Origin of the sequence: Sphingobacterium hotanense (genome assembly GCF_008274825.1) — a bacterium.
Classification (GTDB): domain Bacteria; phylum Bacteroidota; class Bacteroidia; order Sphingobacteriales; family Sphingobacteriaceae; genus Sphingobacterium; species Sphingobacterium hotanense.
Genome location: NZ_CP030848.1, coordinates 1,484,669 through 1,511,433, shown reverse-complemented (window position 1 = coordinate 1,511,433; position 26,765 = coordinate 1,484,669). Strand labels below are relative to the sequence as shown.

The following is a 26,765-nucleotide window of genomic DNA, read 5'->3' as shown; positions in this document are numbered from 1 at the left end:
AAGATCATGAAAAAGACAATTATATTATTAGCTACCGCATTCCTCATGACCTCTTGCGAAAAGTTCCTGGACACCGATAGCTTAGATAAAAAGAATACAGGAAATTTCCCGGTCAACGTGGCAGATGCCAATCAGATGCTCACCGGAATATATGCCAGCCTTAGTCGTGCAGTTTCCAACCCACAGCATAGTCACTTTTACATGGCCGAACTCGCATCCGACGACCGCTTCGGTGGCGGAGGAGAGAACGACCGTGATATGCAAGGTCTAGATCATTTAATGAATACACAACCCGATCGCTTCCTTAACTTTTGGGAAGCACGATACGAGGGAATATTCCGTGCAAACACGGCAATCGAAACCCTAGATAAAGTATCCGGATGGAGCGGCGATGCTGAGAAAAACCAACTGCTCGGAGAAGTACACTTTCTTCGCGCACTATATTATTTCGAACTCGCTCAAATGTTTGGTGAAGTGCCTTTACTAGTCGAATCTGTCGCTACTGTCAAACCAAAGGCTTCAGCCGATGAAATATTCGCGCAAATAGCATTTGACCTACAGAAGGCTATAGAGCTGATCCCGGCACGTGCCTATAATGCAGTTCCTTCGGGCCATGCAACAAAATGGGCAGCACAAGCCCTATTGGCGAGAGCCTATCTTTTCTATACGGGCTATTATAAAAAAGCAGACTTGCCAGTCGCTGGCGGCGGAACTATAGCTAAAAATTTAGTAATTCAGCATCTCGAGGATTGTATCCAAAACTCAGGACACAATCTAGTCCCTGAATTTAGAAACCTTTGGCCGTACAGCAATGAACATACCGCGAAAGACTACGAATACGCGAAAGATAACAACCTTAAATGGGTCGGCGATGGACATATGGAAACCGTCTTTGCTGTTAAATTTGGAACTTTAGCAGATTGGGGCGATCAATATATTCTCGGATATTCCAATCAGTATTTATTACATTTTGGTTTGCGCTCTAACAATGGGCTTGCCGGCACTTTTCCATTTGGGCAAGGTTGGGGAGCAGGACCTGTCAATACTAGTTTATGGAACGAATGGCGACAAGCTGAACCGACCGATATCCGAAGAACCGCATCTATTATCAATGCCGATGTAGATTTACAAGATTACGTCTATGGCGCAGATAATCAGATGGAAGAAACTGGGTTTTGGCAAAAGAAGTACATCCCTGTAACCGCCTATCGCGAAGGTGCTTTACTACCTTCTTACGCGGTATTAAGCGACGCTGCAGCGGTAGACTATCAACTTGCACATACGCAAGACTTGGTTTTGATTCGCTTCGCCGATGTGCTCCTGATGCATGCCGAGCTAAAAGAGGACGCAACAAATCTCAATCGAGTTCGCGCAAGAGCAAAACTACCTGCTGTAGCTTATTCTCTCGCCGCGCTAAAGCGTGAGCGACGTTGGGAACTAGCGTTCGAAGGATTGCGTTATTTCGATCTAATGCGCTGGCATGACGCGGCAGATGCCTTAGCGAAACAAGAAGGGGTCACCATCAAAAACAAAGGCGTAAATACGGCGATGAAAGGCTTTGGCGGCGGATATAAAGCTCGCTATGAAGCAACGGGTGGATTCTGGGCGATTCCAAACTCAGAAATAATCCTAACCGACGGTGTATTAACACAAAACAAAGGTTGGGGAACGCCTGCAGCGGAATTTACAGGTTGGTAATATCAAATAGAGCTTAATCATGAAACAAATTATAACATATATCGGTCTCCTAATCCTCGGATTATTGGCGTATGCCTGCGAGCCGATTGAAGACCGTATGGAACTTGGCAGTACCATTACTGCCGACCAATTAGACATTACGGCGGCTCCAGTGATCATCAATGGAAAGAAATCCAACAAAGTCGTGCTTGACAATAAAAGTCCCGTTCTTTCTTCTTGGGACTTTGGAACCGGAACCACACAGAAAAAAACCGATACCGTTCTATTGGTGACCACAGGAACGAGTGAAATCATCTTCACCGGTTTAAATCCAGAGGGCACCAAAATCACTAAAAAAGTGGAAGTAACAGTTGATGAACTGACCTTTCCTGTACCATTAGAATGGGGATACCTAACTGGAGGAACCGAACGGAATTGGAAATGGGATGAAACAGCACCCGCCGTATGGGGCAATGGTGGTTATCTAGGCAACTCTGCTCCGGCATGGTGGACATTGAAAGAAGCCGATATTAACGGACAAGCACCGGGTGAAGGCATTGGCGCAAAGATGACATTCAGCCTTCGGGGAGCCAAGTTGACCAAGACAAAATCTACAGGAGAAAAAGAAGAAGGAGCATTCTCATTTGATATGACCAAAGTCACCAAGCTTGATGACGGAACCGTGTGGGCAAAAGGCAAACTTACTACAAGAGGTGTCACCGTACTATGTGGCAAATCTCCAAATGAGGGCAATGCACCGGTTTATGAATACGACATTATGATTCTGAACAACGAAAAAATGATCCTCAGCTATGCCGAGCCGGGCGCCGCAGCCTGGGGAACCGCATGGTTTTGGGTATTTCGAGCCGAATAAATCAATAAATTAATAGTTAGTGTGAATAGGGCTGTATCATCGAAAGAGATACAGCCCTTTGTCATATTTGCTTTTTTAACGTCTAAGCTAAGATTAGACTAATAGTTAGCCCTTGCATTTCATTTTTTAATGTTAAATTTACGGTAGCCAGTTATACAACTTAAAAATCACATGAATAAGAACTTTGAACAGCAAATACTTGATTTGCGCGCTGGAAAAGAATCAGCCCTCAGTTTCTTCATGGATAGTTATGCCCATTCACTCCGTTTCTTTGCGATGAAAATGGTCAAAGATAAACTCATTAGCGAGGAAATCGTTTCCGACGCCTATGTCAAATTATGGGAAAGAAAATCAAATTTTAGCTGCGCGGAAACCATTAAGTCCTTCCTTTATCTAGTCACCAAAAATGCTTGCTTAGATTACGTAAAGCAAGGACGCCTCCGATTCGAGCATGAAGAAGAGTGGTTGTATGAATTAGAAAATCCAGACAAGGATATGCTGACTAAGATCATATACTTTGAGTTGCTGGAATTGATCGTTAAAGAAATAGAGAAGCTGCCCAAGCAGCAGGCACAAATTTTCAAAATGTCCTTTTTTGAGGGTAAGAATGCTGACGAGATATCGTCAGAATTGGGGACAAGCGCAAACAATGTTTACTTTGCGCGCTCTAAAGCAATCTCATTGCTTAAAGAAACATTCAAAAATAAGGATATCTCATTCTATGCCATGCTAATATCCTTGATTTCAACGAACTGACATCTATAGCAGGCGCAACTAAACTAACACCCTAATTTCGTTCCTTAGCAGCACAATCTGTTCTTCGTTTTCTAACTTTTTTAATATCCTAGAGACCACGACCCTAGAGCTATTCAAATCAGAAGCAATATCCTGATGCGTTAAAGTCAAAATCGGATTTTCCGTCAATTTTACCTTTTCTTTCAAATAATTCATGATGCGCATTTCCATGTTGGAAAACGCCAAGTTGTCAATAGCGCCCAACATCTCGTTCATTCTGGAAGAATAACTGCTCAGGATAAATTCCCGCCAGGAGCTGTATTTGGCGAGCCATTCATTTAAATATTGATTGGGGATCATCGCCACCAAGGTATGCATCTCCGCTTGTGCTCTGATCTCACTTTTCTTCGTCCCAACGCAACAAGCAATCGACATCGTGCAAGTCTCTCCTTTGGCCAAATAATAAAGCAGAATCTCCCCTTCTTTCGAATCTTCACGCACAATTTTAATGGCGCCGTCAATCAACAGTGGCATGGAGCGCACATACTGTCCAATATCGATAATGACTTCTCCAGTTTCGAAAGTCTTCATAATAGCAACCGCCTCAATCTCTTCGATCAAGGCGGGTTCTAATATATTTTGATAAGCGTCTGCTATTAAACTCATAAAGCGTTTGCTAGGTTGTTTCTTTTCCTTTGTTTTTCCAATCAATGAAACTGCCTGCATAATTATAAACTTTTTCAAATCCGTTCCTTTCTAAAAAGGAGGTCGCGATTGTGGCGCGGTCACCGGATTGACATTGTATAATAATTTTCTTGTCTTTATACTCCGTTGGCAGTTTCTTCGGTAAGTTACCAATAAATTTATGAATTGCTCCAGGAATGTGAGCCGTTTCAAATTCTGTTTTACCTCGAACATCTAATAGAACTGTATCATCCCTATCTTTCCAAGCCGCAACCGTATCAGCATCGACAAGCTTTGTTTCCTCCAAAGGCACACCGGATAAATCCGTCACAAATCCGTGGATATGATCCATTCCAATACGCATCAGCTTTCGCGTAATCTCTTCCTGACGCCCCTCTTCAGCCACAATAACCAATTTCTTATCGTAAGGCAACATCCAACCGGCCCAATTCGCAAGAGAATTATTATTTTGAATATTTATAGAATCCTTTACATGTCCTTTGGCAAACTCGACCTTATTGCGCGTATCGACTAGAATACTATCTGTTTTCGCCAAACCTTCCTCAATAGACAAGGTCGGATGGGTCGGCACTTCCACTAACAATGGTCTATCGATCTTGTTTAGCTTCTTCATCATCGCAAAGTAGGTTGGAGCCTCCGGTTGATCGCTCAATAGATAGTTCTTAAAACCTTCATAGTCGTCGCCGAATTGGAAAGCCCAATTACGTATTTTTTCATACCCAACTGTACTGCTAGGCACGGCTCCTAGGGCTTTCCCACAGGCAGAACCTGCGCCATGGCCAGGCCATACCTGAACATAATCGGGCAATGTCACAAACTTCTTCAATGATTGAAACATCTGTTCTGCGCCAATTTCCTTCGTACCGATCAAGCCTGCCGCTTCCTCAAGCAAATCAGGTCGGCCGATATCGCCAACAAAAACAAAGTCGCCTGTAAAGATCATAACAGGTTCATCGGATGCTGGATGATCGCGAAGAATGAAACTGATGCTCTCCGGAGTATGCCCCGGTGTATGCATCACGGTAAGGCTCAAGTTCCCAACTTTAACTACATCCCCGTCTTTTAATCCCTCGTGTGCAAATTCGTACTGCCAATTCTCGCCGCCTTCATCTGATAGATATAACTTTGCGCCAGTAACCTCCGCGAGTTCGCGAGAACCGGCCAGAAAGTCAGCGTGGATATGCGTTTCAGCGATGTGAGTTATCTCCAAATTGTTCTGCTTTGCAATGTCCAAATAAACATCGATATCTCGCTGTGCATCAATAACGATCGCAACTTTTTTTGCTTGGCAGCCTATAAAATAACTAGCTTGAGCTAGCGTCTTGTCGTAAACTTGTTGAAAAAACATCTTTAAATTTATATTTCGTTTAAAACTTGTCCCTATTGTCTATAATTAAAACGTGGACAATAGAAACTTTCATAATATAACAAAGCTATAGCTTAATTTCAGCATAGACAGTTACAAATGTTACACAGAACGATAGATTAGTGAGGCAATTTATGTTTCAGCAAACCATAAAGATAAGTACCCAATAGGGCGAATGCGATTACAATCAACATCGGATAAACGCCAGCACCCAATAAAACAAAGATCGGACCAGGGCATGCCCCTACTAAAGCCCAACCCAAGCCGAAAAGGATACCTCCAATAAGATAGCGAGGAATAGATTTTGCCTTATCGGCAATAACAATATCACCACCGTCTACATCCTTCGCACGCGTGCGTTTAATCAGCTGCACAGCAATTACACCAACTACAAGTGCCGTTCCGATAAATCCATACATATGAAATGATTGGAAATTGAACATTTCATAAATCCGAAACCATGACGCAGCTTCCGCTTTATACATCACCACACCAAACAATATTCCTAAAAGGATAAATAATACTTTTCTCATAATAGTCTAGAAGATTAAGGGGAATAATACGTGAACCATCATTAGCCCACCAATAAAAAATCCGATTACCGCCACCAAAGATGGCCATTGCAGATCGCTCAAACCTGATATTGCGTGTCCGGAGGTACAGCCGCCTGCGTAACGTGTACCGAAACCTATTAAAAGACCTCCAATCGCTAAAATAAGAATGTTCTTTACACTCATCACTTCAAAAATTTCCGAAGGAGAGTACGCTGCTCCGGCGGATTCAATGCCTATTGCTTTTAACTGTACAATACTGCTTTCCGAAATCGCTGGCACTTGATTGTCGGACAGATAATGCGCCGCAACAAAACCTCCAATAACAGATCCTACAAGAAACAATAGGTTCCAACGCTGTGCTTTCCAATCGAAATCAAAAAAACTGCAGGACTTTCCAGCGCCCAATGCAGAACAGAGATTCCTAAAATTGGATGAGAATCCGAAGCTTTTCCCTAGATAGATTAATGCCACCATGATTAGCGCAACAAGCGCTCCACCCACATACCATGGCCAGGGTCCTAAAATTAATTCCATATTTCCTTTCATTTTTTTACAAAGGTACTGCCCTGATAACAGACGAATGGTAACATAAGTTACACCGACAAGCGCATACGCACCCCATTCCTAATTGATCATTTCTAGGTCAGTAATCTCCCTCTGTAACAAAGGTAACCAAAATAGCAAAGCGAAACTGTCACCTTTGAACCATCAAATTATAGAAGGAATGGAAATATTAGGATTTATAGCAGCTATAGGTATAGGATTGATATTGGGGTTAATCGGTGCTGGAGGTAGTATATTAACTGTCCCGGTCATGGTTTACTTATTTGCAATCGATCCCTTTTTAGCGACGACTTATTCCCTGTTTATCGTGGGCATCAGCAGCTTGGCGGGTATTGTACCGTATACCTTAAAAAGACAAGTGGATTTTAAGACTTCCATATTCTTCGGACTTCCGTCCATTTTGGGGGTATTTGTCTCTCGGCGTTATATACACCCTATAATACCAAATGATATCATCCAGATTAACGGTTGGATGCTCAGTAAGGATATGCTCTTAATGTTGCTTTTCGCAGTGCTAATGGTCTTCGCTGCACTAAATATGATCTGGAAGAAGGAGATAGCAACAGACGTTCATCAAGCAAATGACCAAATTGGAAAAATAATCATTCAGGGAATATTAATTGGGATCTTAGTTGGATTAGTTGGCGCAGGTGGAGGATTTCTAATTATCCCTGCACTGATTATTTTCAATAAAATGTCACTAAAGACCGCTATTGGTTCTTCCTTATTGATTATCGCATTGAACTCCTTATTTGGTTTCATCAGCAGCACAAATATCGACGAGATTCACTGGCCGCTATTGCTCGAAATCACAGCAATCGCACTCGCTGGTATGCTCCTCGGCAGCTGGATAAGCCAAAAAGCGGATGCTGCAAAATTAAAACCTTTCTTTGGCTATTTTGTACTGTTCATGGCAATATGGATCCTCTACCAAGAGTTGCATTAGTCTCATCGAATTCACCGAATAAAACGTGTAGTTCACCGAATTTTATACTCTTTTAACCTATTCCTAGTTACAGATATTAAGAAGTTCACGTACTTTTGAATAACAAATTAAACAAGTAACGTAAATAATTGTTAATCAAATAAAAGAAGAGATATGTCAATCAAAGAAACATTCACTATTACAGGTGAGAACTTATTAAAAAGAGTAAAGGAATTAATTGCTGAAGGTAATGTTACAAAGATCAGCATTTCAGACAAATCAGGAAAAGAGATCATGAGCTTCCCTGTGACCCTAGGTGTTATCGGTGTCGTATTAGCACCCATATTCGCAGCCGTTGGTGCACTAGCAGCATTACTAACGGAGTGTAAAATCACAGTAGAGCGTTCGGAGAAGCCTACAGAACCTGAAAAAGAAGCTGCCCCAGAGCAGAACGATGGCCCTAGAGATATTGAAGTCCATTAATAAAATAAAAAGAGATGCCGAGGCATCTCTTTTTATTTTATAGTAGTTAGTAATGCGAATTAAGGGTTGAAATATATTGGAAAAATCTTCTTAAAAAGAGGGTCGAAAACTTGTATAAAAGCCTGATTATCAGTATATTTATAATGTTCCTTAAGCATTATAAAACAACATGATCAATCAGGCCAAGGCTCTAAAATTAATAAAATTATACCAGTATGTGTGTGATAAATATGACAGTGAACTGCAATATTACTGTCAGCGATTTTCAAACAATAACAAACCTGACTTTACTGATCAGGAGGTTTTGACCATCTATTTATTCAGTGTGCACGAGGAACAGCGGCTAAGGATCAAGCAGATTCATAAATTCGCCTCGGATTATCTGATGGATTGGTTTCCCAAGCTAACTTCGTACGTAGCATTCAACACCCGTATCAACCGCCTTTTTGATGTTTTGAGATCTCTCTGTCAGTCAGTTATAGAGGACTTTGCTCCAGAAGAGTGCTCCAAAGAATTTTCCTTACTGGACTCTATGCCCATCATAACCTGCAGTGGGACTAGAAGAGCAAAGGTAGCTCTGGAGATAACGGATAAAAGCTTCTGCTCAACGAAGAGGCTTTGGTATTTTGGATTAAAACTTCATGCGCTCAACAGCTATAACAAATCCAAGCTGCCTCGTCCGGAAAGCATAGTAATAAGCAAGGCATCTGAAAGTGACCTGAACATATTTAAGGAGAATTGGGCATCCATCGCAGGTAGGACGTTCTTTGGTGACAAGATATACCGTGACGCCCCATTCTTCGAGTGGTTTTATAAAGAAAAGAAATCAATTATGTATACCCCGATAAGGGAAACCCAAGGAAAGCCGGATTGTTTAAAAAACAGGGATCGTGCTTATAATGATCTGTTTTCAAGAGCAGTATCTAGGGTAAGACAACCAATCGAATCCTTTTTTAATTGGATAAATGAAAAAACACAGATACAAAACGCAAGTAAGGTCAGATCTACCAAAGGACTATTAGTACATGTGTTCGGTAAATTAACAGCCTGTTTCATAAAGCCTATTTTCAACCCTTAATTCGCATTAGTATTTAGTACTTAGTAGTTAGACCTATGGCGGCTACCGGAATTTAGATTTTAGATGTGAGACATTAGAGGTTAGATTTTGGACGTGAGATTTGTCTTTGAACCAGAAAAAAAAGGATGTAAGGATGGTCAGGATCAATAATCTGCTAATGTTGGAGACGTTTAGTGAAACGTCTCTACGCGGCTCGCCATGATTACCACCTATATGGTTCAAAATTGTATAGAAGCCAATTGGACGCCAATGCGTAGAGACGTTTCACTAAACGTCTCCTGAAACTTACGATTAAGACCAACATCTAACACCGTACTAGATCCTGACAATCCTTAAATCCTTCCTTTCCTGGTTCAAAACAAACATCCAAACGAAACATCCCGCGAATCCTTAAATCCTTCCTTTCCTGGTTCAGACTCTACTGTCTCATATCTAAAATCTAACATCTAAAAGACACCTAAACCCCACTTCCCTTTCAAACCCAATGTAAACCCAATACAAACCCCAATCATAGCCGCTCCGAAAGGGTTATGATTGAGGTTAGAATTGGATTTGATTAACGTCTGCTATTTGTTACATCAGAATCGCGTCTTTTACTTCTACCTTCGTCCAGTACTTTTTGTAGATTTCTATTGCGGCGAGGTGATCAGGGTGATTTTCGTACACGTTTATTTCATCCATATTGTTGAAGGTAATCAGCAGGAGATATGAAAATGAGTTGTCGACGACGGGGCGTGGGGTTGTCGGAGCGGGCTTGCCATATTTTAATTCCTTGATACCTTCTATCTTGCTGAGGGTTGTAAAGAAATTCAAAAAATCCTTCTCTTCTTCCGCTGTAATGCCTTCTTTGAGCCAAAAATAAACTGAGTGTACAATTGTTTCCTTTGATAGGGATGTGTCCATATTTGTAGTATTTGTTTTAGGTTCTGCACAGCTGTTGAGGACAGAGCCTGCCGCTGCTCCCACAAGGAGGCTTCCGATAAATGCTTTTCTTTTCATAGGTAATGTTTAGATTGATGTTGTAAACAATAAATATACTAATTTACTAGAATATTCTACCTGTCGATTGATTAGCAATAATTTAGCGCATTTTGCACAGCAAAAGCTATATTTGTAGGGATATTGGGGATAATTAAATTGTCGAAAAACAAACAAAAACCCTTTTATTACGTTAATACTTAAGTATAAAAAGATAATCACAAAACAAGACATCTTCAGCTTTGAATAAATTCGGCCGTATTGCAATCAAAACTTTCTTATGGATAATTGGTTCCATCATCGCTTTGCTATTACTGGTTATTTTCCTCGTAAGATTACCTGCTGTACAAAATTACATTGTCGGCAAGGTGACGAATTACTTGGAAAATAAGATCGGTACGCAGGTAGATATCGGTCATATCAATATAACCTTTCCTAAAAAACTAGTATTAGAAAACGTCTTCTTCGCAGATCAGTCAAAGGACACTTTAATTGCCGGCGAGCAGTTGCTCGTTGACATCAATATGTTCAAACTATTAAAAAACACTGTCGAAATCGAAGAACTCGAGTTGAAAGGTATCACTGCAAAAATCAACCGTAAGCTACCGGATAGTGCTTTCAACTTTAGTTACATCGTCAACGCCTTTGCCACCGAAAAAGAAAGCACAGCGACTGCAGATTCTACGTCGGCATTAACATTCGATATCGATAAGGTACTGTTCGAACGGATTAAGTTTGTATATAAAGATGATGTTATTGGTACCTCGGCCGATCTTTATCTTAACCATTTCGATACTCGCATCAAAACCTTCGATCTTACGAAAAATATGACCTTCGATATGCCGAAGATCAATATCGACGGTTTGCAGGCAAGGATTAAGCAATGGCAGGTTACTGCGGAAGAGGAAGCACCCGATGCCTCCGACTTCGGAATTACCGACCCATCCGTAGAAGCGTCCTCGCTCTTACCAAATTTGGCAACTGAGGTTCTCGGCTTGAAGAATATTTATATACAGTATGATGACGAGGCATCGAACATCAATACCAAATTTACGATTAAAGAACTCATCGCGAATGTCGATCAGATTGATCTGAACAAGGAACTGGTCAAACTGAAAGAGGTAAAACTAACAGACTCAGAATCTGAAGTATTCCTAGGAAAATCTGCTCCAAAGGCAGAGACGGAGAGCGCTGACAGCAGTTCTGTAAATTGGATTGTATCGGTTGATAAGATTGGTATTGCGAAAACAAACGTTTGGTTTAGAGATGATAATCAGCCAAGAATGAAAGGTTTGGACTATTTCAACTTGAAGTTGACCGACCTTGCCGGCGCGATGGACAATGTCTACTATTCAGCGGATTCCATTTCCGGAAATCTGGCAAACCTTGCCGTTAAAGATCATTCGGGATTTGAGCTACGACAGTTAAAAGGTGATTTCGTATACACCAATACCGGGGCTATCGTAAAAGATTTCTTGATCGAAACTCCGAATTCAATAATCCGTGATAATATAAAAGTTTCTTACCCTTCCCTAGCCGCCGTTTCAGAAAATCCTAGCAACGTCACGATCGAGGCTACGCTAAAGAAGACGCAGATCGATATGCGCGATATCCGCTATTTGGCTCCGGATCTCGAAAAAGAGGAAACGATGAAGCCTTTAATGGATAAGAAATTCTATATCGATGGAAAGGTATTAGGAAAATTGAACGATTTAAGAATTCCGAAAGTGGAGTTCAAAACATTAAATAACACCCATCTTATCGCCTCGGCTCACATCAAAGGGCTTCCGGACATGAACAAAATGTATCTGGATCTAGACATCCGAAAGATGACGACGAGTCGTGCTGACCTTAACCGTTTGATTGCTCCTTCCTTATTACCAGACAGCATTCAATTACCAAGAAATATTAGCTTGGTTGGTACGTTCAAAGGTGGCATGAGCGGTTTTGATACCGATTTGAAATTGGTTACGGAACAGGGAAATGCAACTGTCAACGGGACATTAAATATGGGTAGAGATACAACCTATAATGCTTTCGTATCGGTTGATAACTTCAATTTAGGCGAATTCTTAAAACAAGATTCCGTTTTAGGTTTCATTGCCGCACAGGCACAGGTAAAAGGCACCGGCTTGAATCCGAAGACGATGGTTGCTGATGCGACCGGAACCTTAAAACGATTCGACGCCATGGGTTATGGCTACCGAGATATCGACTTTGACTTTACAGCGGATCGAGGTGACATTTCGGGCAATCTACATAGTCCGGATCCAAATGTGCAGCTGAATGCAAGCATCCAAGCAAATATGCAGGGGCAATATCCGAGGCTCTATGCCGAGATGATGATCGACAGCATCAACTTAAAGAATTTGAAGTTGATGGATGAAAATCTACGTTATCATGGAAAAATCATCGCAGATTTCGAGACTTTCGACTTAGATCATTTGAACGGTTCCCTACAGATTGCAAATTCGTCTATTGCTTACAATGATGATCGATATGTGCTAGATACGGTCGCATTAACAGCACAGGCGGACACGAACAGAAACATTTTAATACTCAGTTCCGAATTTATGAATGCGCATTTGGCGGGCAAATATAAATTGACTGAGTTAGGAGCTTCAGTACAAGATATCATCAGAACTTATTATAACCCATCTAATGATCATACGCCGCTTGTTTATTCCCCACAGCAGTTTGAGTTTAGTGCGCGCTTGAATAATGCGAGGATTATCAGAGAGTTTTTCCCAGCATTGGAAGAATTACAAGATATAACCTTAGACGGTACTTTTAATAGTGAGGATAAGGCCTTGATGGCGAAGTTGCTCGCGCCAAAGATAATGTACGACGGTACTGAAGTTGAGAATATTGGTATGGATATTATCACTGTTGACAGCACCATGTATTATAACGCCTTGATCGAGCACATCAAAGTGAGCGGTGTGGAATTGCGTAATACCGTATTAAGTGGAAATGTCGTTGAAAACAAAGTCGACTTGGGACTTTGGATAAAAGACAAAGAAGACAAAGAACAGTACCATTTGGGTGCGAATATGTCGGTTGATGCTAATAATTACAATTTCTCATTGAAAGAGGACGGCTTAATGCTGAATTATGAGAAATGGGGCATCAATCCGAATAACTTATTAAGTTTTGGTAGCGCAGGGATTCGAGCAAATGACTTCCATCTTTCCAAAGATGGTCAGGAGATGATTATTCAGTCGAAAGACTCCACCATGAACTCCCCTATCGATTTAACCTTTAATAACTTCCGTATTGAAACCATTACGCGCATGTTGAATTCCGAGAACCTAACATTAGGTGGGGGAATCAATGGTACTGCAACGGTTTCACGATTGGAGGCGAACCCTGTATTTGTTTCTGATTTGAACATCGAAAAGTTCTTCTTCGGAAAAGATACGATTGGGAATGTGATGTTGAAGGTAAACAACATTAAAGAAAACACATACTCCGCCGACGTTAGAATTACCGAGAATGGCAATGATGTTCAATTGATTGGTGATATTATCGTTCCGGCAGAAGGCGATATGCAAATCGATGCGACTTTGGATCTTAAACCAATGACCATCAAAACAATTGAAGCCTTTAGTATGGGGCAACTTAAAGGCTCCCAAGGCGACTTATCAGGATCTTTGCGTATAACCGGCACGACATCTGCCCCTCGTATAAATGGTGATTTGACTTTTAATGATGCCATTATTAACGCCTCGATGTTGAACTCCAATATGAAGATTGACAACCAGAAGATCTACTTTAACGATCAGGGAATCACCTTCCGTCAATTTAACTTGTTAGATTCGAGAAACAACGTTGCTCGCCTGAACGGGTCGATAAGAACAACAACCTATACGGACTTTGTATTTAACTTGAACCTGACCACGGATGATTTTGAAGTGATGAACTCAACTCGTGAAGACAATGACATGTTCTTTGGAAAGATGTACATCACATCCAATCTACGTATTACAGGAGATTTGAATAAACCTAGAATCGATGGTAATGTGAAGGCTAATGATCGTACGGATTTTAGTTTCATCGTACCAAACGATGACCCTGGAGTAACGCAACGTGACGGCGTGGTTAAATTTGTGGATAAGAGTGATACCGCACGTGCTAACGTTTTCGCGAAACTAGATTCCATGACGACTGCGACGACGCTGTCGGGCTATGACATCGCCTTAAATTTAAGTACCGATCCGGACGCAAAGTTTAAAATTATTCTGGATGAAGGAACGCAGGACGCCTTAAATATTCAAGGTATCGCCGAGATTAACACCACAATCGACGCCAACGACAAGATTACGATGTCAGGAACATTCACGGTCGAAGATGGTGATTACACGTTCTCATTCGGTCCGATATCGAAAGACTTTAGGTTCCAAAAAGGTAGTACAATTACCTGGAACGGGGATCCGCTGGATGCCCGATTGGATATCACTGCCCTTTACTCTGGTAAGTTCGCAACATTAGAACTGGTTCAGAACCAAATCGGCGCAGAGAGTCAGAACCTTTATAAGCAACGTATTCCATTCAACGTAAAATTGATTTTGACTGGTGAGCTGTTTAAGCCGCAAATCAACTTCGATATAGATGTCGATGAGAATAACGCAGTGGCTTCACAAGATGTAATCAGCAAGGTGAATATCGCCTTAGCGAATATACGAGAGGATCCTGCAGAACTTAACAAGCAAGTTTTCTCGCTAATTGCCTTAGGTCGCTTTATGTCCAATAATCCATTTGAAAGTTTATCGGGCGGTGGACCGGAGTCATTAGCGCGAAGCACGGTGAGTTCTTTCCTAACGAGCCAGCTGAATAATCTTGCTTCCGATTTGATCAAAGGAGTGGAATTAGATTTTAACTTAAATTCGGAGGAAGACTATTTGACGGGATCAGCGCAAACACGTACGGATCTGAACGTCGGTATTTCTAAAATGTTATTTGATGATCGATTGAAGATCACAATTGGTTCGAACTTCGAGGTTGAGGGCAATTCTAGACCGGGAGAAAAAGCAACAAATATTGCCGGTGATATCTCTCTTGACTATCAGTTATCGAAAGATGGTCGCTATTTTGCGCGCGTATATCGTAAGAATCAATATCAAGCGACGCTACAAGGACAATTTGTTGAGACGGGTATTGGTTTCATCATCAACATGAGCTACGACAGATTCAGAGAATTGTTCATGAGCTCAAAAGCTATCGCAGCGTATAACACCGATAGCCGAGGATTTAGAAGACGTTTCGATGTTGAGCGTATGGATACGGATTCGGTATATCGCGACAGCGTCCGCATGGTCATCCGCGATAGTTTGATGACGCACAGTCCTGAGTACAGAAAACGCATCGAAAAAGAGCAACAGGAAGAATTGAAAAAACAACAAGAACAACAAGATAGCACGAGGAATTTGCCTGATACAAGCAAAGTAACCGAGCCGAAGAAAGCTGCGATAAAAAATGAAGAAGAGGAAGGGGAATCCAATGAGAAATAAACTAATATTACCTTGCTTTTTAGGGTTATTACTTAGCAGTTGTAACCCCACCAAATATGTTGCAGAGAACGAAAAGCTTTATAAGGAAGGTGATGTAGTCATACATCATGATTCTATTTCTGAAGAGCGTAGAGAAGGCTTTGAAACTTTTCTAGAATCATCGCTTATGCCGAAGCCAAACAAGAAGTTTGCTGGCATTTACTTTAAATTAGGGATGTGGAATATGGGTGGCGGTCCTGATTCAACCAATAACTTCGTTCGTAAATGGTTAAAGCGCAATGGTGAAGAACCGGTATTATTGAGCGATGTGAATCGTGAATACAATCAAAACCTCTTACGCGGTAAGATGGAGAATCTGGGGTTCTTCCAAGCGCGCGTAACTTCCGATACCCTAATCGATGGCAAATTTGCTACTGTTCGATACGACGCATTCCCCGGAAAGATATACCGTATCAATAAGGTGCAAATCGATATCGATAGTACAACACAAATCGGACGCTCTATCCATGACGTTCATAATAAATCGGTGTTACGCCCTGGCAACAACTATAATCTTGACGTCATTCTGAATGAGCGCGAGCGAATTGACAATGAACTTAAGTACAAAGGATATTACTATTTCGGCGCAGACAATATTTTAGTGGAAGTGGACAGCACAATCGGGAATAATAAAGTTGATATGTTCCTAACGATCAAACCAGAGACTCCCGAAAAGGCAAAAACACCGCAAAAAATCGGGAATGTTTATATATTCCCTAACTATCGCGAAACCACAGGCACGAATAGACGTCGTATCCCTCGCGGGACAGAGAAATATGATGGCAAATATTATATTATTGACCGGGAAAACCGCTTTCGTAAGAAGGTGTTGGCAAATCACATCTTCCTAGAACCTGGAAAACTGTATCATCGTTGGGAACATCAGCAAACGATCAATCACTTAGTTAATTTAAATGCTTTTAAATTTGTGAAGAACGACTTTGTTGATAGTCCGGATTCTGCAAATACACTCGATGTTTATTATTACCTCACGCCGATGCAAAAACGGGCTTTGCGCTTAGAATTGATCGCGAAGACCGCTGCAGTATATAATGGTACCGAGGCGAATATCAATTGGACCTTTAAGAATGCATTTAAAGGCTTTGAAACAGTTACATTATCCGTATTCGGTGGATATGAAACGCAAACGGGCGGAAATGTCAATTTGAATTCCAGCTATATCCGCTATGGCGCAGAAGTTGGGATCAATTGGCCACGACTCCTTTCACCTTACAAATGGGCGCCGGGAAAACAATATATTCCTAGAACCTTCTTGAAGGTTGGCTATGAATTCCTGAACAGAAGAACGGCTTATACCCTGAATTCTTTCACGACGAACTTCGGTTATGCCTGGAAAGAAAACGGGCAGAAAGAGCACAACTTAACACTTGCGGAGATTATCTACGTTCAGCCTCGTGGGATATCCGATGAGTATAGGGCGCAGATGGATACCGTCCCTACCCTTCGCCATATTGTCGATCCGCAATTCTCGTTTGGCCCTAATTACACCTATACCTTCACCAATACGATGGAGGAGAAAAAGCATACTTTTTATGCTAAAGCTGGTTTAAATACGTCGGGAAATATCCTGGGTTTGATTCAAGGTGCAGACTACAAAGAGGGAAACATCAAAGAATTGTTTGGGACACCGTATTCACAATTTGTGAAGGCTGAGGCTGATTTACGTCATTATATGAAATTATCGGCGTCTTCGCAATTAGCATCCCGTATTATGATCGGAACAAGTTACTCTTATGGTAACTCCCGTTCCCTTCCCTACTTAAAACAATATTTCACAGGTGGTCCAAATGGGTTACGTGCATTTAGAGCGCGTTCAGTAGGCCCCGGGTCGTCACTTCCTGAAAACATCGGAGAAGACAACTTCTTCGCTGACCAAACCGGTGACTTAAAGCTGGAATTAAACACAGAATATCGTTCTAAAATCGCTGGCATGTTCCATTGGGCAGCTTTTATCGATGCTGGAAACGTATGGCTGCAGCGCGAGGATGAAAACAAACCAGGTGGAAAATTCAGTAAGGCATTCTTGTCAGAACTGGCCGTTGGCGGCGGTGTCGGACTGCGTGTGGACCTAGACTTCTTGATAATACGTACAGATTTTGCAATTCCGTTCCGCGTACCTTATCGCGATAAAGGCGACCGTTGGGTGTTCAAATATATCGATATTCGTGAACGCGACTGGCGCCGTGACAACTTAGTATTCAACCTAGCAATCGGATATCCATTCTAAGGTCAAGGCTTTTTCAATCAACTTGTGACATAGCGCATTATTCGAAATTTTAAGGGGGATTTACAAGTGATTCACGATAAAATTTATTACATTTAAAGGTAAATACAAACCCCAATACTATGAAAATAACCGTTGTTGGTGCAGGCGCAGTTGGAGCAACTACCGCAGACAATCTGGTAAGACGCAATGTAGCAGAAGAAATTGTGCTGCTTGATATTAAAGAAGGCTTCGCAGAAGGTAAAGCACAAGATATGATGCAAACCGCTGCTTTATTAGGCTTCGAATCGCATATCAAAGGCGTCACGAACGATTATCAAGCGACTGCAGGTTCCGCCGTAGCAGTTATTACCTCCGGAATTCCGCGTAAACCCGGCATGACGCGCGAAGAACTAATCGGAACGAATGCCGGAATCGTTAAATCAGTAGTAGAAAACCTGATTAAACACTCTCCAGACATCATTATTCTTATCGTTTCCAACCCAATGGATACGATGACTTATTTAGCTTTGAAAACCAGCGGGCTTCCAAAGAATCGAATCATTGGAATGGGAGGTGCATTAGATTCCGCACGTTTCAAATATCAGATCAGTGATAAATTGAATGCATCGGCAAATGATCTAAATGCTATCGTTATCGGTGGCCATGGCGATACGACCATGATTCCATTGATCAAACATGCCACTTGGAACAGTGTAAAAGTTTCATCTTTCCTAACAGAGGAGGAAGAAGGGGAAATCGTAAAGAAAACGATGGTCGGTGGAGCTACATTAACTGCCTTGATCGGTACCTCGGCTTGGTATGCACCAGGAGCCGCGGCAGCAGCGATGGTCGAAAGCATTGTTAAAAATCAAAATAAACTGTTCACAGCTTCTGTATTCTTGGAAGGCGAGTTTGGACAGGAAGATATAAATATCGGCGTCCCTGTAATTATTAACAATAAAGGTTGGGACCGAATAGTACCTATGGAGCTTTCTGATAAAGAGCAAGAATTGTTTGCTGCTTCGGCCGACGCGGTTCGAAAAATGAACGACGTTCTTTATGATGAAGGCATTTTAAAGAAGTAAAAAACAGACATATAACCTATACTTTACATGTATAAAATCCCATTTGAAGTCATCGGCCTACAAGCCGATGGCTTTCATATTATAACTAAAACCACTATCTACGACAAGACGTTCAAGATTGTTATTGACACAGGGGCTTCAAAGACCGTTCTCGATAAACAAACGCTCTTAAGTTCGGGATTAGCAGAAGACAATTTCCAAAATACAGATATCCTTTCCACTGGATTAGGCACTAATACCATGGAAAGCTTTATGCTTAGTATTCCAGAGTTGAAACTTCATGATTGGTCGGTGAAGAATTTCACAGTCGCAGTTCTTGACTTGAGTTCGATCAATTATGCCTATACGCAAATCGGAATAGCCCCTGTCATCGGAGTTTTAGGCGGTGATATCCTTAAAGCTTACGGAGCGATCATCGATTATAAAAAAAATGAGCTCAGGCTAAATCAACGGAAATTAGCTTTAAATAGGCGCCGTTGAATATGAATTCTTAGATAGATATAAAAGCCAACAGATATTAGCACCCCGCATGCTCCCATAATGTAGAGGGTGTTTTTTATGCCTACAATTTCAGCAATAGCTCCTGTTAATAAACTACCAATAGGGAATATCCCTTGAAATGCCATTACATAATAAGACATCGCCCGAGCCCGATACGCTGGCATGGCATGAGTCTGAATATAGGTGTTGATTGACGAATTCTGCATCATCATCGCAAAGGAGACGCCCATAGTAAAGAATAAAGCTGCGGGAAGATATTGCGCGTATGCTAACAAAGCTAATGAAATACCCATCGCTAAAGCGGAGAATAGGACCCGATAACGAAGGTTATCGCCAGATTTTAGACGTGCCATGTTGATGGCACCAATCATTGCGCCTAATCCAGCTGCACTCTCAAACCAAGAAAAAGTGCGCTCATCCCCTGCAAATAGTTCTCGAGCGACGGCTGGTAACAAGGATGTATAGGGAATTACTAAAAGACTCGAAAAGGTCAAAATAACAATGAGCGACATAATATGCGGAGACCTTTTCAGGTACTCAAATCCATGCTTCAGCCCTTCAAATGCACTTTCGTTAGGGATTATAATCACCTTTTCCTGCACCTTCATCAGCATTAAACATATGATAACCGGGATAAAACTGATAAAATTTAGCGTAAAACAAGCTAATTCACCGTAAGTAGATAGCAACACCCCGCCAATCGCGGGTCCTACCATTCGTGCAGCATTGAATATGGACGAATTCAAAGCTATTGCATTCGGCAGATCCTTTCTATCATCAACTAAAGAAACCAATAAGGATTGTCTACCAAGCACATCAAAAGCATTGATAACACCTTGGATAAAGCCTAGAATTGACAAATAAAGAACAGATTCTAGTTTCAAATAAACCAACAACGCCAACAATCCGGCTTGTATCATCAAGCCTATCTGCGTAATAAATACTAATCTATACTTTTTATGCCTATCGACGAAAGCACCGATAAACGGTGATAGCACTAAAGAAGGCAATAGGGAGATAAAAGAAACGAATCCTAACCAGAAAACGGAGCCTGTTAACTGATATACCAACCAACTAATAGCTATCCTTTGCATCCAAGTTCCCAAAAGTGAGATGGCTTGTCCAATGACGTGGAGTCTAAAGTTCGGATATGCTAATGATCTAAATAACTGCATAGATATAGGGTCGCCTATATAATGTAACCCAAAGCAACCTAAAGAGTTTGCCCTAATACGATAAATGTAGCATTTTATAATAGTAAACGGAAACTAATCAATAGTATTTAGTAGTTAGTAATGCGAATTAAGGGTTGAAAATAGGCTTTATGAAACAGGCTGTTAATTTACCGAACACATGTACTAATAGTCCTTTGGTAGATCTGACCTTACTTGCGTTTTGTATCTGTGTTTTTTCATTTATCCAATTAAAAAAGGATTCGATTGGTTGTCTTACCTTAGATACTGCTCTTGAAAACAGGTCATTATAAGCACGATCCCTGTTTTTTAAACAATCTGGTTTTCCTTGGGTTTCCCTTATCGGAGTATACATAATTGATTTTTTTTCTTTATAAAACCACTCGAAGAACGGGGCGTCACGATATATCTTGTCACCAAAGAACGTCCTACCTGCGATGGATGCCCAATTCTCCTTAAATATGTTCAGGTCACTTTCAGATGCCTTGCTTATTACAATGCTTTCCGGACGAGGCAGCGTGGATTTGTTATAACTGTTGAGCGCATGAAGCTTTAATCCAAAATACCAAAGCCTCTTCGTTGAGCAGAAGCTTTTATCCGTTATCTCCAGAGCTACCTTTGCCCTTCTAGTCCCACTGCAGGTTATGATGGGCATAGAGTCCAGTAGGGAAAATTCTCTGGAGCACTCCTCTGGAGCAAAGTCCTCTACAACTGACTGACAGAGAGATCTCAAAACATCAAAAAGGCGGTTGATACGGGTGTTGAATGCTACGTATGAAGTTAGCTTGGGAAACCAATCCATCAGATAATCGGAGGCGAATTTATGGATCTGCTTGATCCTTAGCCGCTGTTCCTCGTGCACACTGAATAAATAGATGGTCAAAACCTCCTGATCAGTAAAGTCAGGTTTGTTATTGTTTGAAAATCGCTGACAGTAATATTGCAGTTCACTGTCATATTTATCACAAACATACTGGTATAATTTTATTAATTTTAGAGCCTTGGCCTGATTGATCATGTTGTTTTATAATGCGTAAGGAACATTATAAATATACTGATAATCAGGCTTTTATGCAAGTTTTCACCCCTCTTTTTAAGAAGCTTTTTCCAATATATTTCAACCCTTAATTCGCATTAGTACTTAGTAATTAGACCTGATGATGCTAATCTTAGGTGGAGCATAAGCGTCAATTAGTTGACGTTCATCTTTTCAATCTGAAACAATATAGCTACCTTTGTGGCAACAAAGCGATTAGCTTATTTTAGGACAAGAATAAACACAATCATTCAACACTTTACAACATGAAATTTTTTATTGATACCGCTAATTTAGAGCAAATCAAAGAAGCGCAAGATTTAGGCGTTTTAGACGGTGTAACAACAAATCCTTCCTTAATGGCTAAAGAAGGTATTTCTGGCGAGGAAAACGTAATTAATCATTATAAAGCGATTTGTGCAATCGTCGATGGCGATGTGAGTGCGGAAGTAATTTCTACGGATTACGAGGGTATGATTAAAGAAGGAGAAGCTTTAGCGGCATTGGATAGCAAGATCGTTGTAAAGGTTCCGATGATTAAAGACGGCGTAAAAGCTATCAAATACTTCAGTAAAAAAGGGATTAAAACAAACTGTACATTGGTATTTTCTGCTGGTCAAGCTTTATTAGCTGCGAAAGCAGGAGCAACTTATGTATCTCCGTTTATCGGTCGTTTAGATGACATCTCTGTTGATGGTTTAGGCTTAATCGAAGAGATCCGTGAGATCTATGATAACTACGGTTTTCAGACACAAATCTTAGCAGCTTCTGTACGCCACAGTGCACATATTTTAGGCTGTGCGAAGATTGGAGCTGACGTAATGACAGGTCCTCTATCAGCAATCACCGCGCTTTTAAAGCACCCATTAACGGATAGCGGATTGGCGCAATTCTTAGCAGATCACGCAAAAGCTGCAGGCAAGTAAGCAAGCATCAAATGCAAATATACAGGCCTCCGGACTTGCGTTCGGAGGCTTTTTTATTCACATAAATATTTCGTAAATTTAACCTTATGAAAGTGGACATGGACTCGGAAAATTTAGATCATCAACAAGAAGAATTCGCACAAATTCTAAAGGCAAATAAGTTAAAAATTACCCAGCCTAGACTCCGTGTTTTGGACACCATCTCTACTAAAACTGCAGCGATATCTCAACCCGAATTAGAAAAAATATTAGGCTCCGAAATAGATCGGGTTACCTTATATCGAATACTCGCGAGCTTCGAAGAGAAGGGGATTCTTCATAAAGTTTTTGACCTGAACGGTACAGCGACTTATGCCCTTTGTTCGACGAAATGTACCGAGCATCATCACCACGACCAACATGTACATTTCATCTGTTCAGTATGCAATTCGGTATTTTGTTTAGATGAAACGAACGTTCCAAAAATCAATCTTCCGAAAGGTTTCAGTCTGCAATCCATCGCCGTAAATGCTGTCGGTCTATGCAATCAATGCACAGAAAAATAAGCTAGAAACTCAACTTTTTTTTGTAATTTTCCCCCTCTATGCCATTCCACTGGAGTGGTACCCCGTGCTCCTAAAGTAACCAAAATTACTTGCTAAACACACCTCATTTTTTACTTGCTAATATTTATCATTATAATTTATAATACTTTATAAAATAACAACTTACAAAGTATTATAAAAACAAATAATTCAATATTTATGTTTTAGCAAACCACTTAAATATAAACAGCGAAATGAAAGAACTTTACAAAAACACTGATAATCAGTCAAATACATACAAATAGGCTGGTACAATATTTTAGCAAAAAAAATATTATACACTTATAATCAGGTAATTAAAAACGCTAAAATCAATTTTTTATACACTTTCAAAATCCAAATTTACACTACTCGATCCGTACGAAAAACTAGCACGAAATTTGAACTATTTTTCCATACCTTAGTTCTATTGTCGTTGGGGACAAATAACAGGAGTGTATCGGCTATCGTCAAAGCCTCCCCTCCCCTACAACAATTAAAATAGCTCCGTTAAATTTGGAGCACAACACAGACATATGAAATCAAAAAAAGAAAACCCTTACAAAGAAGTTTTAACCCAACTGATCGTAGACGTTTTTGAAAAATCAGGAAACACAGCACTCAACTATAAACAGGTTGCCGCCAAACTCAATGTTAAAGATTCGGATGCTAAAGTGGCCATCGCCGACATACTAAACGACGGCACTCGCGCGGGTCAATTTGAGCAACCAGAAAGAGGCAAATTCAAGCTTCGCCAACTCAATGTTTACATCACGGGTAAAGTTGATATGACAGCCGACGGATCGGCTTATATTGTACCCGAAGATGAACTCGAAAACGACATCTATGTCGCTCCTCGAAAACTTCGTCAAGCCTTACATGGCGACCGTGTGAAGGTCCATGTTTACGAGCGCAAAAAAGGACGTAAGCGCGAAGGCGAAGTAGTGGAAATTTTGGAACGCGCGAAGACTGACTTCACCGGAACTATTGACATGTCTAACAGCTACGCATTCTTCTTACCGGATGACAGAAAAATGTTGCATGACATCTTCATTCCGCTCGACAATCTGAATGGAGCGAAGGACGGAGAAAAAGTTTTAGTGTCGATCATCGAATGGCCGAAGAATGCTAAGAACCCTATCGGTCGTGTAAAACACGTACTTGGTAAAAAAGGAGAAAACAACACGGAGATGAACGCGATCTTGGCAGACTTTGGATTCCCTTTGGAATTTCCGAAAGAAGTCGAAAAAGAAGCTAACGCCATCCCTGAAGATATCACTGCGGAAGAAATTGCGAAAAGAAGAGATTTCCGAAGCACCACTACCTTTACTATTGACCCTGCCGATGCAAAAGATTTTGATGATGCCATCTCCTATCAAGTATTAGAGAATGGTAATTATGAAATCGGTGTTCACATTGCTGACGTGTCGCACTACGTTATTCCTGATACGGCACTTGATAAAGAAGCGTTCGAAAGAGGAACCTCAGTTTATCTGGTAGACAGAGTTATTCCGATGCTCCCTGAGCGACTTTCGAATAATTTATGTTCACTTAGACCTAATGAAGACAAACTTTGTTTCTCGGCCGTATTTGAGCTTGACGACAAAGCCAATGTTATAGACCAATGGTTTGGAAGAACGGTCATCCATTCGGACCGCCGCTTCAGTTACGAAGAAGCACAGGAAATCATCGAGGGCAAAGAAGATACTTTGGCGCCTGCAATCTTAAAACTTAATGAGCTAGCTTTTATTCTTCGCGACCGCAAGTTCAAGAACGGGGCCATCAGTTTTGAATCGGAGGAAGTAAAGTTCCATTTAGATGAAAATGGCAAGCCAATAGGCGTGTATACGAAAATCCGTAAAGAAGCCCATAAGCTGATCGAGGATTTTATGCTCCTTGCAAACCGTAAGGTTGCCGAGTTTATCGGAAAACAAGGGCGTGGGAAAAATAAACTTCCGTTTGTTTACCGTTTCCATGATGTTCCGAACCCAGAGACTTTAACGAATTTCTCGCAATTCGCATCGCGTTTCGGCCATCGCTTGGTTATTAAGTCTGACAAAGAGACCGCAAAATCATTAAACAGCTTAATGACGAAGATAGAAGGATCAAAAGAGCAGAATTTGCTAACCTCACTTGCTGTGCGTTCTATGGCGAAAGCTATCTATACCACGAAAAAGACTTCACATTACGGTCTAGCATTTGATTACTATACGCACTTTACCTCTCCTATCCGCCGCTACCCCGATGTGATGGTGCACCGACTGTTGCAATATTATCTGGAAGGTGGCAACAAGATCAATGCGGATCACTACGAAAAGATGTCCGAGCACTCCTCACAGATGGAAAAGAAGGCAGCGGAAGCGGAAAGAGCATCTATCAAGTACAAACAGGCAGAATTCCTACAAGATCAAATTGGTGTCGAATACACAGGAATTGTTTCCGGTGTTACGGAATGGGGTATGTATGTAGAAATCGAAGAGAACAAATGCGAGGGTATGGTTCGCCTTCGCGATATCACGGATGATTTCTATACCTTGGACGAGAAGAATTATGCGATCATCGGTCAACGCAAGAAAAAAGTATATCAATTAGGCGATGAGGTTCAGATCAAAGTTAAGAAGGTGGATTTGGAGAAACGACAGATTGACTTTACGTTAATCAGCTAGCACAGCAGCTTAAACAGACAGCGATGCTACGCTGAACGATATTATAGAATAACATATTGTTCTTCAATATCGTTTTTAACATATCAAAAAAAATAAGGAGCCCCGCCATTTTTCCATGACGGGGCTTCTTATTCTAAAATATGCCTTTGATTAGAACTTTTTTTCGAGCAAGCTGATTATCGATTATTAATAGAGATCGAGCTCTGCAATAGAGGCATGGTTCTCTCCTTTAAAATCATTCACTGTGACGATTCGAAAATATCTGAAAGTCTTTGAGGTAGCAAAAGGAAAGTACTGACGTCCGTTGAGCGCCCCACGACCTGAATAAGCGACTTCCCAATGCTGATTGTCCATGCTAACTTCTACCTTGAATTCCTTAATCTTTGCAGCCGCCCCTGTATTATCTGGACGCGTCAAATACGAAACACCATTTGCTGTTAAGAATTATCGAATTCAACACAAGGTCCCGTACAGCAACATTTATAGCATGAAAAAACCATTGACGTATGGTCAGGAACTGCAACAGAACGGCCGTGGAATCGACGCATCCATTTTATTTAAAAACTTTATCTCACAACTCTTTACGATTCGAAATATTCTTTATATCTTTGCAGACTTAAAAATTAATTTTACACAAATTAAAAACACAAAACAGGTAAATGCCTACTATTCAACAATTAGTTAGAAAAGGTAGAGTAGCTCTGGTTGATAAGAGTAAGTCACCAGCGTTGGATTCATGTCCACAGCGAAGAGGTGTGTGTACACGTGTATACACTACTACCCCTAAAAAACCAAACTCAGCAATGCGTAAAGTAGCTCGTGTTCGTTTAACGAATGGAAAAGAAGTGAATGCTTACATTCCAGGAGAAGGACACAACCTACAAGAGCACTCAATCGTGTTAATCCGTGGTGGTCGTGTTAAAGATTTACCAGGAGTTCGTTACCACATCATCCGTGGTGCATTAGACACATCAGGTGTAGCAGGCCGTAACCAACGTCGTTCTAAATACGGAACAAAACGTCCAAAACCAGGTCAAGCAGCTGCTCCAACAAAAGGTAAGAAATAATTAAACGGAGGAA

The 26,765-nt window shown here is 41.0% G+C and carries 22 protein-coding genes and 1 pseudogene; 15 read left to right on the top strand and 8 right to left on the bottom strand.

Annotated features, from left to right (window positions below; all coding sequences use genetic code 11):
* The first annotated feature begins 6 nt into the window (after positions 1 to 6).
* From DSM08_RS06365 to DSM08_RS06355, 3 genes are all read left to right on the top strand, one after another.
* Entirely contained in the window at positions 7 to 1,698 is a 1,692-nt protein-coding gene (locus DSM08_RS06365) for a RagB/SusD family nutrient uptake outer membrane protein (protein WP_149525372.1), read from the top strand.
* A gap of 19 nt (positions 1,699 to 1,717) precedes the next feature.
* The gene (locus DSM08_RS06360; protein ID WP_149525371.1) at positions 1,718 to 2,551 is read left to right on the top strand and encodes a hypothetical protein; all 834 of its coding nucleotides are present in this window, start codon (positions 1,718 to 1,720) and stop codon (positions 2,549 to 2,551) included.
* A 171-nt stretch (positions 2,552 to 2,722) separates the two neighbouring features.
* A complete protein-coding gene (locus DSM08_RS06355; RefSeq protein WP_149525370.1) occupies positions 2,723 to 3,307 on the top strand; it encodes an RNA polymerase sigma factor in 585 nt (194 codons plus the stop codon).
* 18 nt (positions 3,308 to 3,325) lie between these two features.
* Here DSM08_RS06355 and DSM08_RS06350 read toward each other — a convergent pair whose 3' ends face one another.
* From DSM08_RS06350 to DSM08_RS06335, 4 genes are all read right to left on the bottom strand, one after another.
* Positions 3,326 to 3,952, bottom strand: a complete 627-nt coding sequence (locus DSM08_RS06350) for a Crp/Fnr family transcriptional regulator (RefSeq protein ID WP_149525369.1) — start codon at positions 3,950 to 3,952, stop codon at positions 3,326 to 3,328.
* Between the two features lie 10 nt (positions 3,953 to 3,962).
* Positions 3,963 to 5,339 carry an MBL fold metallo-hydrolase gene (locus DSM08_RS06345; RefSeq protein WP_149525368.1) on the bottom strand — a complete coding sequence of 459 codons (1,377 nt, stop codon included), beginning with the start codon at positions 5,337 to 5,339 and terminating at the stop codon, positions 3,963 to 3,965.
* A gap of 137 nt (positions 5,340 to 5,476) precedes the next feature.
* A complete protein-coding gene (locus DSM08_RS06340; RefSeq protein ID WP_149525367.1) occupies positions 5,477 to 5,890 on the bottom strand; it encodes a DUF6691 family protein in 414 nt (137 codons plus the stop codon).
* 6 nt (positions 5,891 to 5,896) lie between these two features.
* Complete coding sequence (locus DSM08_RS06335) at positions 5,897 to 6,445, bottom strand: YeeE/YedE family protein (RefSeq protein WP_149525366.1); 549 nt, start codon at positions 6,443 to 6,445, stop codon at positions 5,897 to 5,899.
* Between the two features lie 190 nt (positions 6,446 to 6,635).
* Here DSM08_RS06335 and DSM08_RS06330 point away from each other — a divergent pair, with 190 nt between their 5' ends.
* The 3 genes from DSM08_RS06330 to DSM08_RS06320 all read left to right on the top strand — a co-directional run bounded on the left by DSM08_RS06330 (position 6,636) and on the right by DSM08_RS06320 (position 8,961).
* Positions 6,636 to 7,421: a sulfite exporter TauE/SafE family protein gene (locus DSM08_RS06330; RefSeq protein WP_149525365.1), complete on the top strand. Its 786-nt coding sequence runs from the start codon at positions 6,636 to 6,638 to the stop codon at positions 7,419 to 7,421.
* A gap of 153 nt (positions 7,422 to 7,574) precedes the next feature.
* Positions 7,575 to 7,883: a DUF4342 domain-containing protein gene (locus tag DSM08_RS06325; RefSeq protein WP_149525364.1), complete on the top strand. Its 309-nt coding sequence runs from the start codon at positions 7,575 to 7,577 to the stop codon at positions 7,881 to 7,883.
* A 169-nt stretch (positions 7,884 to 8,052) separates the two neighbouring features.
* The gene (locus DSM08_RS06320) at positions 8,053 to 8,961 is read left to right on the top strand and encodes a transposase (RefSeq protein WP_149525363.1); all 909 of its coding nucleotides are present in this window, start codon (positions 8,053 to 8,055) and stop codon (positions 8,959 to 8,961) included.
* Positions 8,962 to 9,534: 573 nt separating this feature from the next.
* Here the strand turns inward: DSM08_RS06320 and DSM08_RS06315 are convergent.
* Entirely contained in the window at positions 9,535 to 9,960 is a 426-nt protein-coding gene (locus DSM08_RS06315) for a Dabb family protein (RefSeq protein ID WP_149525362.1), read from the bottom strand.
* Positions 9,961 to 10,181: 221 nt separating this feature from the next.
* On the opposite strand from DSM08_RS06315, the gene DSM08_RS06310 reads away from it, so the two are divergent.
* The 4 genes from DSM08_RS06310 to DSM08_RS06295 all read left to right on the top strand — a co-directional run bounded on the left by DSM08_RS06310 (position 10,182) and on the right by DSM08_RS06295 (position 19,280).
* On the top strand, positions 10,182 to 15,449 hold the full coding sequence (locus DSM08_RS06310; protein ID WP_149525361.1) for a translocation/assembly module TamB domain-containing protein: 5,268 nt from the start codon (positions 10,182 to 10,184) through the stop codon (positions 15,447 to 15,449).
* The gene (gene tamL, locus DSM08_RS06305; protein ID WP_246172490.1) at positions 15,439 to 17,736 is read left to right on the top strand and encodes a translocation and assembly module lipoprotein TamL; all 2,298 of its coding nucleotides are present in this window, start codon (positions 15,439 to 15,441) and stop codon (positions 17,734 to 17,736) included. Before DSM08_RS06310 ends, tamL begins: the two co-directional genes overlap by 11 nt.
* Positions 17,737 to 17,855: 119 nt before the next feature.
* Positions 17,856 to 18,800: a malate dehydrogenase gene (locus tag DSM08_RS06300; protein ID WP_149525359.1), complete on the top strand. Its 945-nt coding sequence runs from the start codon at positions 17,856 to 17,858 to the stop codon at positions 18,798 to 18,800.
* A 27-nt stretch (positions 18,801 to 18,827) separates the two neighbouring features.
* Entirely contained in the window at positions 18,828 to 19,280 is a 453-nt protein-coding gene (locus DSM08_RS06295) for a retropepsin-like aspartic protease (protein WP_149525358.1), read from the top strand.
* Here DSM08_RS06295 and DSM08_RS06290 read toward each other — a convergent pair.
* Both DSM08_RS06290 and DSM08_RS06285 read right to left on the bottom strand, forming a co-directional pair.
* The gene (locus DSM08_RS06290) at positions 19,247 to 20,476 is read right to left on the bottom strand and encodes an MFS transporter (RefSeq protein ID WP_149525357.1); all 1,230 of its coding nucleotides are present in this window, start codon (positions 20,474 to 20,476) and stop codon (positions 19,247 to 19,249) included. The genes DSM08_RS06295 and DSM08_RS06290 overlap by 34 nt on opposite strands.
* 127 nt (positions 20,477 to 20,603) lie before the next feature.
* Positions 20,604 to 21,512: a transposase gene (locus DSM08_RS06285; protein ID WP_149525356.1), complete on the bottom strand. Its 909-nt coding sequence runs from the start codon at positions 21,510 to 21,512 to the stop codon at positions 20,604 to 20,606.
* Positions 21,513 to 21,796: 284 nt separating this feature from the next.
* Here DSM08_RS06285 and fsa point away from each other — a divergent pair, with 284 nt between their 5' ends.
* The 3 genes from fsa to rnr all read left to right on the top strand — a co-directional run bounded on the left by fsa (position 21,797) and on the right by rnr (position 25,685).
* Positions 21,797 to 22,456, top strand: coding sequence for a fructose-6-phosphate aldolase (fsa, locus tag DSM08_RS06280; RefSeq protein ID WP_149525355.1), 660 nt, complete (start codon positions 21,797 to 21,799; stop codon positions 22,454 to 22,456).
* An 86-nt stretch (positions 22,457 to 22,542) separates the two neighbouring features.
* Positions 22,543 to 23,001, top strand: coding sequence for a Fur family transcriptional regulator (locus tag DSM08_RS06275; RefSeq protein WP_149525354.1), 459 nt, complete (start codon positions 22,543 to 22,545; stop codon positions 22,999 to 23,001).
* A gap of 554 nt (positions 23,002 to 23,555) precedes the next feature.
* Positions 23,556 to 25,685 carry a ribonuclease R gene (gene rnr, locus DSM08_RS06270; protein ID WP_149525353.1) on the top strand — a complete coding sequence of 710 codons (2,130 nt, stop codon included), beginning with the start codon at positions 23,556 to 23,558 and terminating at the stop codon, positions 25,683 to 25,685.
* Positions 25,686 to 25,871: 186 nt separating this feature from the next.
* Here the strand turns inward: rnr and DSM08_RS06265 are convergent.
* Positions 25,872 to 26,105: pseudogene (locus DSM08_RS06265) on the bottom strand (discoidin domain-containing protein); the annotation flags it as partial.
* A 67-nt stretch (positions 26,106 to 26,172) separates the two neighbouring features.
* Between DSM08_RS06265 and DSM08_RS06260 the strand changes: the two are divergent.
* Both DSM08_RS06260 and rpsL read left to right on the top strand, forming a co-directional pair.
* Positions 26,173 to 26,370 (top strand): hypothetical protein, encoded by a 198-nt coding sequence (locus DSM08_RS06260; RefSeq protein ID WP_149525351.1) that lies wholly within the window; start codon positions 26,173 to 26,175, stop codon positions 26,368 to 26,370.
* On the top strand, positions 26,345 to 26,752 hold the full coding sequence (gene rpsL, locus DSM08_RS06255; RefSeq protein ID WP_103907777.1) for a 30S ribosomal protein S12: 408 nt from the start codon (positions 26,345 to 26,347) through the stop codon (positions 26,750 to 26,752). The genes DSM08_RS06260 and rpsL overlap by 26 nt, the downstream gene beginning before the upstream one ends.
* Positions 26,753 to 26,765 lie beyond the last annotated feature (13 nt).

Excerpts from the sequence above, each read along its gene's own strand:
- DSM08_RS06365 (WP_149525372.1), top strand. The coding sequence starts at position 7 with ATGAAAAAGACAATTATATTATTAGCTACCGCATTCCTCATGACCTCT.
- DSM08_RS06360 (WP_149525371.1), top strand. The coding sequence starts at position 1,718 with ATGAAACAAATTATAACATATATCGGTCTCCTAATCCTCGGATTATTG.
- DSM08_RS06355 (WP_149525370.1), top strand. The coding sequence starts at position 2,723 with ATGAATAAGAACTTTGAACAGCAAATACTTGATTTGCGCGCTGGAAAA.
- DSM08_RS06350 (WP_149525369.1), bottom strand. The coding sequence starts at position 3,952 with ATGAGTTTAATAGCAGACGCTTATCAAAATATATTAGAACCCGCCTTG.
- DSM08_RS06345 (WP_149525368.1), bottom strand. The coding sequence starts at position 5,339 with ATGTTTTTTCAACAAGTTTACGACAAGACGCTAGCTCAAGCTAGTTAT.
- DSM08_RS06340 (WP_149525367.1), bottom strand. The coding sequence starts at position 5,890 with ATGAGAAAAGTATTATTTATCCTTTTAGGAATATTGTTTGGTGTGGTG.
- DSM08_RS06335 (WP_149525366.1), bottom strand. The coding sequence starts at position 6,445 with ATGGAATTAATTTTAGGACCCTGGCCATGGTATGTGGGTGGAGCGCTT.
- DSM08_RS06330 (WP_149525365.1), top strand. The coding sequence starts at position 6,636 with ATGGAAATATTAGGATTTATAGCAGCTATAGGTATAGGATTGATATTG.
- DSM08_RS06325 (WP_149525364.1), top strand. The coding sequence starts at position 7,575 with ATGTCAATCAAAGAAACATTCACTATTACAGGTGAGAACTTATTAAAA.
- DSM08_RS06320 (WP_149525363.1), top strand. The coding sequence starts at position 8,053 with ATGATCAATCAGGCCAAGGCTCTAAAATTAATAAAATTATACCAGTAT.
- DSM08_RS06315 (WP_149525362.1), bottom strand. The coding sequence starts at position 9,960 with ATGAAAAGAAAAGCATTTATCGGAAGCCTCCTTGTGGGAGCAGCGGCA.
- tamL (WP_246172490.1), top strand. The coding sequence starts at position 15,439 with ATGAGAAATAAACTAATATTACCTTGCTTTTTAGGGTTATTACTTAGC.
- DSM08_RS06300 (WP_149525359.1), top strand. The coding sequence starts at position 17,856 with ATGAAAATAACCGTTGTTGGTGCAGGCGCAGTTGGAGCAACTACCGCA.
- DSM08_RS06295 (WP_149525358.1), top strand. The coding sequence starts at position 18,828 with ATGTATAAAATCCCATTTGAAGTCATCGGCCTACAAGCCGATGGCTTT.
- DSM08_RS06290 (WP_149525357.1), bottom strand. The coding sequence starts at position 20,476 with ATGCAGTTATTTAGATCATTAGCATATCCGAACTTTAGACTCCACGTC.
- DSM08_RS06285 (WP_149525356.1), bottom strand. The coding sequence starts at position 21,512 with ATGATCAATCAGGCCAAGGCTCTAAAATTAATAAAATTATACCAGTAT.
- fsa (WP_149525355.1), top strand. The coding sequence starts at position 21,797 with ATGAAATTTTTTATTGATACCGCTAATTTAGAGCAAATCAAAGAAGCG.
- DSM08_RS06275 (WP_149525354.1), top strand. The coding sequence starts at position 22,543 with ATGAAAGTGGACATGGACTCGGAAAATTTAGATCATCAACAAGAAGAA.
- rnr (WP_149525353.1), top strand. The coding sequence starts at position 23,556 with ATGAAATCAAAAAAAGAAAACCCTTACAAAGAAGTTTTAACCCAACTG.
- DSM08_RS06260 (WP_149525351.1), top strand. The coding sequence starts at position 26,173 with ATGAAAAAACCATTGACGTATGGTCAGGAACTGCAACAGAACGGCCGT.
- rpsL (WP_103907777.1), top strand. The coding sequence starts at position 26,345 with ATGCCTACTATTCAACAATTAGTTAGAAAAGGTAGAGTAGCTCTGGTT.